This window comes from Altererythrobacter sp. (assembly GCF_050299635.1).
Taxonomy (GTDB): Bacteria; Pseudomonadota; Alphaproteobacteria; order Sphingomonadales; family Sphingomonadaceae; genus Erythrobacter.
Genome location: NZ_JBNKWF010000008.1, coordinates 134,496 through 144,766 on the forward strand (window position 1 = coordinate 134,496; position 10,271 = coordinate 144,766).

At 60.8% G+C, this 10,271-nt stretch carries 9 protein-coding genes and 1 tRNA gene; 5 read left to right on the top strand and 5 right to left on the bottom strand.

Annotated elements, in window-relative coordinates; genetic code table 11:
* Positions 1-6: 6 nt before the first annotated feature.
* From ACQY6C_RS06395 to ACQY6C_RS06415, 5 genes are all read right to left on the bottom strand, one after another.
* Positions 7-1,275 carry an MlaA family lipoprotein gene (locus tag ACQY6C_RS06395; RefSeq protein ID WP_427966319.1) on the bottom strand — a complete coding sequence of 423 codons (1,269 nt, stop codon included), beginning with the start codon at positions 1,273-1,275 and terminating at the stop codon, positions 7-9.
* Positions 1,276-1,347: 72 nt separating this feature from the next.
* Positions 1,348-2,025, bottom strand: coding sequence for an NnrU family protein (locus ACQY6C_RS06400; protein WP_427966322.1), 678 nt, complete (start codon positions 2,023-2,025; stop codon positions 1,348-1,350).
* 69 nt (positions 2,026-2,094) lie between these two features.
* On the bottom strand, positions 2,095-3,390 hold the full coding sequence (locus ACQY6C_RS06405; RefSeq protein WP_427966324.1) for an amidohydrolase family protein: 1,296 nt from the start codon (positions 3,388-3,390) through the stop codon (positions 2,095-2,097).
* On the bottom strand, positions 3,387-4,775 hold the full coding sequence (locus ACQY6C_RS06410; protein ID WP_427966327.1) for an amidohydrolase: 1,389 nt from the start codon (positions 4,773-4,775) through the stop codon (positions 3,387-3,389). The genes ACQY6C_RS06405 and ACQY6C_RS06410 overlap by 4 nt, the downstream gene beginning before the upstream one ends.
* Positions 4,776-4,803: 28 nt before the next feature.
* The gene (locus tag ACQY6C_RS06415) at positions 4,804-6,438 is read right to left on the bottom strand and encodes a peptide MFS transporter (protein ID WP_427966330.1); all 1,635 of its coding nucleotides are present in this window, start codon (positions 6,436-6,438) and stop codon (positions 4,804-4,806) included.
* A 172-nt stretch (positions 6,439-6,610) separates the two neighbouring features.
* On the opposite strand from ACQY6C_RS06415, the gene ACQY6C_RS06420 reads away from it, so the two are divergent.
* The 5 genes from ACQY6C_RS06420 (at position 6,611) to ACQY6C_RS06440 (ending at position 10,125) form a co-directional block, all read left to right on the top strand.
* A complete protein-coding gene (locus ACQY6C_RS06420) occupies positions 6,611-6,952 on the top strand; it encodes a GntR family transcriptional regulator (RefSeq protein WP_427966333.1) in 342 nt (113 codons plus the stop codon).
* A gap of 194 nt (positions 6,953-7,146) precedes the next feature.
* Entirely contained in the window at positions 7,147-7,428 is a 282-nt protein-coding gene (locus tag ACQY6C_RS06425; RefSeq protein ID WP_427966336.1) for an integration host factor subunit beta, read from the top strand.
* A 170-nt stretch (positions 7,429-7,598) separates the two neighbouring features.
* A tRNA-Leu gene (locus tag ACQY6C_RS06430) sits at positions 7,599-7,685 on the top strand.
* 125 nt (positions 7,686-7,810) lie between these two features.
* A complete protein-coding gene (locus ACQY6C_RS06435; RefSeq protein WP_427966339.1) occupies positions 7,811-8,446 on the top strand; it encodes a PilZ domain-containing protein in 636 nt (211 codons plus the stop codon).
* 92 nt (positions 8,447-8,538) lie between these two features.
* Positions 8,539-10,125, top strand: coding sequence for an NAD(P)/FAD-dependent oxidoreductase (locus tag ACQY6C_RS06440; RefSeq protein WP_427966342.1), 1,587 nt, complete (start codon positions 8,539-8,541; stop codon positions 10,123-10,125).
* The last annotated feature ends 146 nt before the right edge of the window (positions 10,126-10,271 follow it).

Sequence of the window (10,271 nt, forward strand, 5' to 3'; positions counted from 1 at the left end):
AGGACCTTAGATAGCCCCTTCGGGCTCCGGCATTTCGACCGGTTCGGTAGCAGGTTCGGTAACCTGCTCGACCTCGGCAGGTTCAGCCACGGAATCCCCATCCGAAATGCTCGGCCGTTCGGTCGCAGGCTCATTTACTTCGACAGCGACGCCAGGCTGGACCTCCTGAACAATGTCCATTTGCCCGGCTTCCGGCGCAGGAGCGGCCGCCTCGGGCTGGTCGGTTCCCTGGCCCGCGATGAAATCCCTGTACTCATCGGGGAACAGTGCGGGCAGGCTGCAATCGCGTGGCGGACGGTTCTTGAGCTCGGCGATTTCCGCCTCGCGCTGGCATAGATAGGTCTCGCGCATGGTCGAATAGGGATCGACGCTGTCATTGACCGACTGAAGATACTCGTCGAACTCGATCCGGTATTCGAGCGCGTTCACAGTATAGGCCGGGACGCCATAATAGGGCGTGTTGAACGGTGCCCCGATCGCTAGCGGAACGATCGACTGGTCGACCAGGCTTCCTGTAACATCACGCAATGTCGTCGCGCCGATCAGCGGAAGGACAAGGAAGGGGCCTGGCCCCACTCCGTAATAGCCCAGCGTATTGGCCAATCCGTTGCGGCGATAGGGCAGGTTGAAAGGCTCGCGCTTGGCGACATCGATCAGCCCGCCGATCCCCACCGTGCTGTTGATCGTGAAACGCCCCAGCGTCTCAAGCGCCTTGCCCGGCTTCAACTGCAGCAGGAAATTGAGGAAATTGACCGGCTCCAGCAGATTGCGGATGAAATTGCGCAAGCCATGTCGGATGGGCTTGGGCAGCCCTTCCTCGTAGACTTCGGCAACCGGTTCGACCACGGCCTTGTCGACATTCTGCGTGATATCGAAGGCCTGCTGATTGATCTGCACAAGCGGATCGCCCTGAGGCGCTTCCATGCTGCCAGTAACGAGAATCGTGCCGTCAACGCTCGCGCCGGTCCCGTCCGCGCCTGCTGCATCGAGGTTGCCCTCAGGCGAAGGTGCTTCGTTACCCGCAAACTCGGGCGCTTCGGTACTGTCGGCGGCGGGAGCTTCATCATCGCTCGCCTCGGCCAATTCGCCTTGTGGCAGGTCGACAGTGGCGCCATTTGCCGCTTGCATGGCGATAACCGCATCCAGCCTCGATGGCGGTGCTGCAAGGGCGAACGCTTCGGCAGGTGCTTGCGGCAATGCCACCGCTGGCGCTTCAGCTAGCACCACGGACGAAGTGGAAGACATCAAGAGTACGGTGGCCAGCGGCAGACCCATTTCAGCTCCTTGCAGCCCCCGGATTGGTTTCTGCCATCAAGGTACGTCTAATACAAACATTGGGTTACCAGGCTAGCCTAACCAAAGCATTACCCCGGCATCGATCCCCGCGACGATCCGGTGCAGCCAGCTAAGCAGCAGCCAAAGGGCGATGCCGATCGCCCACCATAGCCAGCCGACCGCAAACAGCCTGCCAAACCGGGGCCAATAGCTCGTCTTCGCTTCCCAATCGGCCCATGCTTCGCCCATCAGCGCTTCCTTCTTGCGGTCCTGCAAGTGCGCACCGATCAGCGCCAGGAAGCCCATGGCTCCCGCCGTTATCAAGGTGCGGGTGCTCCAGAACAGAATGATGTGCGCCAGCGCCCAAAGGCCAAACGCCCACATCATCGGATGGCGTGTGACCGTGAATACTCCCCGAGGATCTTGCCGAGCGAGCTTGTCTGCACCGGGTGCGGGAAGCGCCGGATTGCCTGCGAAGGACCCCGCGAATAGTACGAGTGCCGGGATCATCAGTAGTGTAGCGATGATCCATCCTGCCTCCCCGTTGCTGGGCAGGTCCGCTGGCGGCGCCGCGCGAAAGGCCAGAGCGACCCAGGCGAATGCCGCCAGGCTTACCAGCGAATATACCGCTTGGAATCCCCTTTCCCCCAATGCCTTGACGAGCGATGCGCGCAGTGGATGCGACATGGCGAAATGCGTGCCGACAAAAGTGACATTGGCGGCAACGAGTTGAATCAGTGCACTATTCATTGGCCAGCTCCCTCTATTGGAAGTTGGCCATATATCGGCGTGCAGGGCAAGCCCGCTCTACAAGTCAGGCTACCAGTCGTAGGCTTTGGGCAAAGTGCTTTCGTCGAGATTGCGATAGCGCTCGCGCAGCCGCGTCTGGTGGTTGTCGAGCGGCTGCTCGACCCCGTCGATGAACACTTTCACCGGAGCGGTGGAAACCTCCAGCGGATCACCGTCCCAGACCACAACGTCTCCCGCCGCGCCCGGCTTGAGCACGCCGATCTTGCCGCCGAGCCCTGCAATCTCCGCCGGGACCGAGCTGATCGAAGCCAGCGCCTGACCCCAGCTCAGCCCTGCAGCGCCCGGCAGCTTGTTGAGCGCGACAAGATTGCCCGCAAATTGCGCGGCGCTTCGCGGATGCCCGTCGGTCGTGCCTGCCATGCGGCCGAGCGCGACCTTCACCCCCGCCCGAACCATGCGGCCGACATTGCTTTGCGTGGCGGCAAGCTGCTCGAATTTGCTCGGCAAGTCGTCAAGCGGGTCGGCGATCACCGGCACACCCGAAGCGGCGATGGCATTGGCAACCAGCCAGCCTTCGCTCACACCCACCAGCACCAGATCGAGCTTTGGGAACTCCTTCTTGAGCGCGATAACGGCGAGGATATCCGAAGCGCGCTCGACTTCGACGAACAGCTTCTGCTTGCCGGAAACCACCGGGGCCAGCGCCTTGGCATCCATCCGCGGGAGCACTTCGCGCGCGCCATCCCAGCGACCATTGGCATAGGCGATGGCTTCCGCCAGCGCGTTGCGCAATTCCACATGCGCGGCGGTGCGGCTGCCGCCTGAAAGACTTGCGCCATTCTCACCCAGCGCAGCGAGCTGGAACGCTTGGGCCTTTTCGATGGCTTCGGGGTCGGCCCCCAGGTCGATCACCGCACCCTGGCCTGCAAACAAGGATGCACCCTGCGAGGGCGCGACGATTGCGCGGGTCAGCCCCCCGGCGCGGCTGATCGCGATGTTCTGAGACGCGGGATTGATGGCGGGCGCAACATCGAGCGCGGCGTTGAAGCGCGCTTTGCTCGCCGAATTGTCGTTGCTTTCATCGACTGCCCCGACATCGGCGAGGCCAAGATCCGTCACGGCGGCGACCAGCCCGGGTGTGACCCACATGCCGCTGCCGTCCATCACCGGAACGTCGGTAGGCACCGTAACGCCAGATCCGGCCGCGACGATCTTGCCGCCGCGCACGACGACGCTGGCGCCTTCGATCGGCGCACTGCCGTCACCCTTGGCGACGGTGGCATTGGTTATTGCGAAGTCCTGCGCCGCAAGCGGTGCGGGCGAGAGCGCAATTGCAGCCGCGGCGAATAGTGGAAACCGCTTCATTTCACGTCTCCTTCACCGGGCTGGCCGAGCTCGAAATCGCTCACTGGCTTTCGCTTGGGATCCATCGCGTCGAACATCAGCGCGCCGTCGATCCAGACCTTTTCGGGCCGCGAATAGACCGAGAGCGGGTTTCCATTCCATAGCACTACGTCCGCCATTTTTCCCGGCTCCAGGCTGCCGGTCATGGCGTCGATCCCCATCGCGTGGGCAGGGTTGAGCGTGAACCAGCGGATCACATCGGCATCGGGAATGTCGATCCCCATGCGTTTGCCGGCCGCCTGCGCCTTGGCCGCCTCCTGATTGAGCCGCTGGATGCCATTATCGTCGTCCGAATGGATGATGATGCAGGCACCCGAATTGTGGATCAGCGCGGCGTTCTCAGGGATCGCGTCATAGCTTTCCATCTTGAAGCCGTACCAGTCGGCCCAGACCGCACTGCAAACGTCGTTCTCGCGCAGGAGATCTGCGATCTTGTAGCTTTCGACTGCGTGATGGAAGGCGGAGACGCGGTATCCCATCTCTTTGGCCATATCCATCACCAGCGCCATTTCGTCAGCGCGATAGCAATGGTTGTGAACCAGGATCTCACCATCGAGTACGCCGACCAGCGTTTCCTGACCCAGATCGCGTTTTCGATCCTCGTCCGCAGCATATTCCTTCGCATCGAGCCAGGTCTGGCGATCGACCGCGAAATTGCCCATGCGGGTCATGGGCTTCCTGCCCTTGTTGCCATAGACCCGCTTCGGGTTCTCGCCACAGGCCATCTTGAAGCCATAGGGCGCGCCGGGAAATTTCATGCCCTGTACCGTCCGGCTGGGAACGTTCTTGAGCGTAACCGAACGTCCGCCCATCAGATTGCCCGATCCAGGAAGAATCTGGAGCGAGGTGACGCCGCCATTGGCAAGCGCGCGGCTGAAGCCGGGATCCTGCGGCCAGACCGAATGCTCGGCCCAGACGTCGGGCGTTGTCGGATCGGTCATTTCATTGCCATCTGCATGCGCTGCGACAGCGGGGCTGGGATAGTCTCCCAGATGCGAGTGCACGTCGATTACGCCGGGGGTGACGAATTTGCCGCTGCCATCGACCACTGTGTAGCCCGCAAGGTCGAGACCCGATCCGACCGCTTCGATCCTGCCGTCACGCAGCAGTACGGTCGTATTCTCGAACTTGCGCCCGGTCCCGTCATAAACAGTGGCACCAACCAGCGCGGTCGGTGCGCCGGGATAGGGCTTGTAGGTCGATGGGTAGGGCGCATCGACCGCCGGTGAAGCGGTTGCAGGGGTGGCAGAGGCGCTATTGACCTCGCCACCAGAACCGTTGGTGGAACAGGCAGCGAGCGCCAATGCGCCTCCGGCCAAAACGAGTGCACGCAGGGCGTCGTTCATCGCCATTCCTTCCTTGCAGTGCGGGAAATTAATCAGCCGGACGAGTGGTCGGGTGGATGCCGGCGGCTTGCGGTTCGCCGACTTCCTCCTGGCCTTCGAGATCGTCCCCTACGTTTCCGTCCCGGAGCGTATCGAGATGCATCCACCGCTTCACTATGGGGCTCAGCAATAGGACGACGACAGCTGCGCCGATGGAGATCCAGCCGAACAGCTCGTAGATTTCCAGCAGCCCCTGCTTGCTCATCTCGCCATCGTGGCCGCCGGTGGCTTCACCGATCTTGCCGGCGACAAAATTGCCCACCGCGGTCATGTAGAACCATGCCCCCATGATCAGCGAAGCAAGGAATTTCGGCGCCAGCCGGTTCATGGCCGACAGGCCGACCGGGGAAAGGCATAGCTCGCCGGTGGTGGCCAGCAGGTAGTACAGGAAGACGAAGATGACCGGGGTCATCGCAGCCACACCGTATGCCTGCGCGCCCCACACCAAAATCAGATTGGCGATTCCCATCTGCGCGAGAGCAAGGCCGAATTTGGCTGGTGCCGAAGGCTCTTTGCCTCGTTTCCCCAGCCATTGCCACAACGCCGCGAAGACAGGGGCGAGCAGAATGATATAGATTGGATTGATCGACTGGAAGATCGCGGCCGGCACACCTCCCCGTTCGACAAATCTGTCGGTGAACAGGTTCATCGATCCGCCCGCTTGCTCGAACAGACCCCAGAACAGAGGGTTGAGGCTGATCAGAAACAGGATCGCGAACATCCGCTCGCGCGGTTCCTTGGGCAGCTTGAAGCTCTCGTAAAGGACGTAGCCGAGCAGGGCGACACCCGAAATTGCAAGCAGTGTCTGGATCACATCCTGGTACTGGACCAGGGCCCAGATTACGGCGACCGCAGCAACGCCAACGGCGTAGAGAGTCAGTTCGCGGCCCCTGCTGAGCGGCGCTGGCGCCTCGCCAGCCCCTTGCAACGCCTTCTTGCCGAGCACGAATACAACCAGGCCTGCAACCATGCCGATCCCTGCAAGCCCGAAGCCGAAACCCCATCCGATCGTCTGGCCCAGGTATCCGACCAGGATCGTACCGATGGCGGCGCCGACGTTGATGCCCATGTAGAAGATCGTATAGGCGCCGTCGCGGCGGACATCGGTCAGCTTGTACAGCTGGCCGACCATCACAGAGATATTGGCCTTGAGGAAGCCGGAACCGACGATGATGAATGCGAGTGCCGCCCAGAAGACATTTATCGTAGGATCGTCTTGCCCGCCAACCCCTTCGACGGCCATCAAAGTGTGTCCCGCGGCCAGCAGGACGCCCCCAAACAGCACTGCCTTGCGCTGACCCAGATAGCGATCGGCAATGTAGCCGCCGAGTACCGGAGTGATATAGACCAGGCTGGTATAGGCGCCGTAGATCAGGTTCGACTTTGCGTCGCTGAATAGCCAGTGCTGTGTCAGGTAGAAGATCAGCAGCGCGCGCATGCCGTAGTAGGAGAAACGCTCCCACATCTCGGCAAAGAACAGCATGTAGAGGCCTTTGGGATGCCCGGCGAATTCCGGTTCGCGCTGGATCGCGATCTTTGCTCCCACTGTCAGGAATATTCCGAGCACTACGACCGCAATCGCTGCGATCCAGTCACCCTCAGTCCAAAGCGCCATATCTTTCATGAATGCTCCCCGAGAACCTATCTTCTTGCCAACTGGCTGAAAGTGCGCACCCTAACGCCTCATTTGTCCTTGTGAAGCTTTAGTTGCAGTCGAAACCGTATCCGGTTTTCGCGGGACAAACTTGACGCGACCCGCTGTATTATGGCACTGTATCACCTTCGCGAGGGACACAATGAGCCAAAACCGACCTGTCTATCTCAAGCTGCGCGACCAGATTGCGGCGTCGATCATCGAAGGTCGCTATCCCGAAGGGCAGATGTTGCCTTCCGTGCGCGCGCTCGCGGCAGAGCAGGGCGCAAACCCGCTCACCGTGGCCAAAGCCTACCAGCAGTTCCAGAATGACGGGCTGGTAGAGGTGCAGCGCGGCGTGGGCATGTATGTCGTGAAAGGCGCGAAGGAGCGCTTGCTTGAAAGCGAGCGCGACCAGTTCCTGCAGCAGGAATGGCCGGAGATTCGCTCACGGATGGAACGGCTGGGCATCAAACCGGCAGATCTGGTCGAACAAGCCGGTTGATCGGCCCTCGGCGGGCCACTCGTCCCAAATTGATTCATATCGGAAAATTTCGCCTCGCGATATTGCGATAGAGAGCCACCTCTGGCACCATATGCTTACGGAGCTGCCGCATCATCGGGTCGGGATGTTGCAGCGTAATCCATTGTGGATTGCACCGGCAATCGGATGCGACGGGAAGCGTCCGGGAGATGATCATGATTAGATCCGAACTATTGCAGGCATTGCATAAAGATAATCCAGAACTGCGTGCCGAAGAAGTTGAGCAGGTCGTCGATATATTTTTCGACGAGATCGCAAGCCGGCTGGCCGAAGGGGGCCGTGTGGAATTGCGCGGTTTTGGCGCCTTCTCCACCCGCGAGCGCGAGGCGCGGCATGGCCGCAATCCGCGAACGGGGGAAACGGTGGAAGTGCCTGCCAAGCGCGTTCCCTATTTCAAGGCCGGCAAGGACATGCGGCGGCGCCTCAACGACAATTGAGGCTTCCGCCAGGCACCTGGATCCTGGCTTGAAATGATCGGAGACACCCGGACGTGGCTCTGGCGGTGCTTTTGCGCGCCATCCATCAGGCCGTGCTTCCCGTTTTTTCCAGCTCTCCTCGAGCAACGCGTTGCCGCCTACGAACACCGGCGCTAGGGAACGCCTGATTTGCGGGTGTGGCGGAATGGTAGACGCCGGGGACTTAAAATCCCCTGATCCTATAGATCGTGTGGGTTCGAGTCCCACCACCCGCACCAGTCTTGCAGCCCGGTACCGTAATCCTTCGGATTCCTACGTAGTCCGGTTCGCGAACCGCGTTAGTCAAACCTGCCTAGAGTGAAGTCACTTCACAGCCGAGCCCGGCCAAGCAGGGACAGCGCGAATGGACAATACTGCAATCAGGCCCAAAACGAGCGGCGAAGCGCATGTTACGCATGGTGCGCATGAAATGCGTTCCTCGCCGCGGATCGCACTGCTGATCCGCGCAGCGAAACTGGTCAGCGCCGAGGGTGAATATGTCTGCGTCCTGCGCGACGTATCGACCGACGGCGTGAGCCTGCGCCTGTTCCATGACCTTCCGCCAGGCAAGCATTTCGATCTCGTGCTCCAGACGGGGCGGAACTACGGTATCGAGCAGATCTGGACGAGCCGCCACGAGGCCGGATTTCGCTTCGAAGCGCCGATCGAGCTGGACAAGGTCATCACCGAGAAGGGGCGTTTTCCCAAGCGCGGTGTGCGGCTGGCGCTTGCCATCCCGATCACGCTGGCGACGGTTCAACAGCGCGTGAACGCGACCGTACTCAACCTTTCGCAACAAGGTGCGCGGATCGCATGCGATGCCTTGCTGGCGATCGACCAGAATGTGCGTATCGAAGGCGGCGATCTCGGCGATATCAGGGCCAAGGTCAGGTGGCGGTCCGGGACGGAATATGGGCTTGTCTTCGAGGATACATTTACGCTTGAGCGCCTGGCCCGCCTGGCGGCCCGCCTTCAAAACCCCACATTGCTTGGACAATAGCTCTTGGAAATGGGCGCAAATCCCACCCGCATTTACCATTCGCTAACCAAATTCCTTCACTCCCGTCGAAGCACTTCGCGACGGGGGAATTCATGGAACAGAGCATTGCCCGCAACAATGGCGCAATCGACGTAGATGTGGTGATTATCGGTGCGGGCCCGGCCGGGCTGACCGCAGGCTATCTGCTGACCAAGCAGGGCAAGACTGTCGCTATCGTCGAAAAGGACGATACCTATGTCGGCGGGATCAGCCGCACGGTCGAGTATGAAGGCTATCGCTTCGACATCGGCGGGCACCGCTTTTTCTCGAAGAGCCAGCAGGTCGTCGACCTCTGGAACGAGATCCTGCCAGACGATTTCATCCAGCGCCCCCGGATGAGCCGCATCTATTACGAAGGCAAGTTCTACTCCTACCCGCTGCGCGCCTTCGAAGCGCTGGGCAATCTGGGCATCCTGCGCTCGACCGCCTGCATGCTCAGCTATCTGCGCTACAAGCTGTTTCCGATCGAGAATGTGAAGAGTTTCGAGGACTGGACCACCAACCAGTTCGGCCAGAAGCTCTATTCGATCTTCTTCAAGACCTATACCGAGAAGGTGTGGGGCATGCCCTGCGACGAAATGAGCGCGGATTGGGCTGCACAGCGCATCAAGGGGCTCTCGCTCTGGGGCGCGGTGGTTGACGGGCTCAAGCGTTCGCTCGGCCTCAACAAGTCTCCCAACGATGGCAAGGTGAAGACCCTGCTTGAAACCTTCCGCTATCCCCGGCTGGGCCCGGGCATGATGTGGGAAGCGGCGCGGGATAAGATTCTTGCTTCGGGCAAGGGACAAGTGCTGATGGGTCACTCGCTTGGGCAGCTCGCCGGCGATGGCAAGGGCGGCTGGAACATGAGCGCCAGGGGACCGCAAGGCGACGTGCAGATCCATGCGAAACATGCGATCAGCTCCGCTCCGATGCGCGAGCTTTCACGCCGCCTGCATCCGCTGCCTGAAAGCACGCTGCAGGCTTCAGAGCTCAAATACCGCGATTTCCTCACGGTCGCGCTGATGATCCGGTCGGAGGACCTGTTCCCCGACAACTGGATCTATATCCATGACAGCAAGGTAAAGGTTGGACGCGTCCAGAACTTCCGCAGCTGGTCGCCGGAAATGGTGCCAGACCCCGATGTAGCCTGCGTGGGCCTCGAATATTTCTGCTTCGAAGGCGACGGACTGTGGTCGATGGCGGATGACGACCTGGTGGACCTCGCCAAGCGCGAAATGGATATCCTCGGGCTGGTCGATCCCGAAAAGGTGATCGGCGGCGCGGTCGTGCGACAGGAAAAGGCCTATCCAGTCTATGACGAGGATTACGCGGCCAATGTCGATGCCATGCGGCGCGAACTGGAAGCGAAATATGAGTCGCTGCACCTGGTCGGGCGCAACGGCATGCATCGCTACAACAATCAGGATCACGCGATGATGACCGCCATGCTGACGGTCGAGAACATCCTCGCCGGCGAGCGCATCTATGACACCTGGTGCGTCAATGAAGACGCCGAATATCACGAGGCGGGCGATGAAGGTGCGGAGAAAGCGCTGCCCGCGCGCGAAGCAGACCAGGCTGCAGTGCCGAGCGACGATCAGGTTGCGGCGCTGCAATCGGTCCGCGAAGTGCCGGAGCGCATTCGCAAATCCGCCTGACGAAGGGCAAGGCATTGACGGGTTGTTAACCCTGATTTGCAATGGATTGTGCTGGATGGCTGCGATGAACTGCGTTGTTGCAGCCTAGCGGGGGCACAGGTGGTCGAGATCATAACAAGGCTGCGCGATTTCCGCCTGGTGCGGTA

What these genes read in the sequence shown, in the direction of transcription:
- ACQY6C_RS06435 (WP_427966339.1), top strand. Translation starts at nt 7,811, where the DNA reads ATGGACAATACTGCAATCAGGCCCAAAACGAGCGGCGAAGCGCATGTT.
- ACQY6C_RS06400 (WP_427966322.1), bottom strand. Translation starts at nt 2,025, where the DNA reads ATGAATAGTGCACTGATTCAACTCGTTGCCGCCAATGTCACTTTTGTC.
- ACQY6C_RS06395 (WP_427966319.1), bottom strand. Translation starts at nt 1,275, where the DNA reads ATGGGTCTGCCGCTGGCCACCGTACTCTTGATGTCTTCCACTTCGTCC.
- ACQY6C_RS06410 (WP_427966327.1), bottom strand. Translation starts at nt 4,775, where the DNA reads ATGAACGACGCCCTGCGTGCACTCGTTTTGGCCGGAGGCGCATTGGCG.
- ACQY6C_RS06440 (WP_427966342.1), top strand. Translation starts at nt 8,539, where the DNA reads ATGGAACAGAGCATTGCCCGCAACAATGGCGCAATCGACGTAGATGTG.
- ACQY6C_RS06420 (WP_427966333.1), top strand. Translation starts at nt 6,611, where the DNA reads ATGAGCCAAAACCGACCTGTCTATCTCAAGCTGCGCGACCAGATTGCG.
- ACQY6C_RS06405 (WP_427966324.1), bottom strand. Translation starts at nt 3,390, where the DNA reads ATGAAGCGGTTTCCACTATTCGCCGCGGCTGCAATTGCGCTCTCGCCC.
- ACQY6C_RS06425 (WP_427966336.1), top strand. Translation starts at nt 7,147, where the DNA reads ATGATTAGATCCGAACTATTGCAGGCATTGCATAAAGATAATCCAGAA.
- ACQY6C_RS06415 (WP_427966330.1), bottom strand. Translation starts at nt 6,438, where the DNA reads ATGAAAGATATGGCGCTTTGGACTGAGGGTGACTGGATCGCAGCGATT.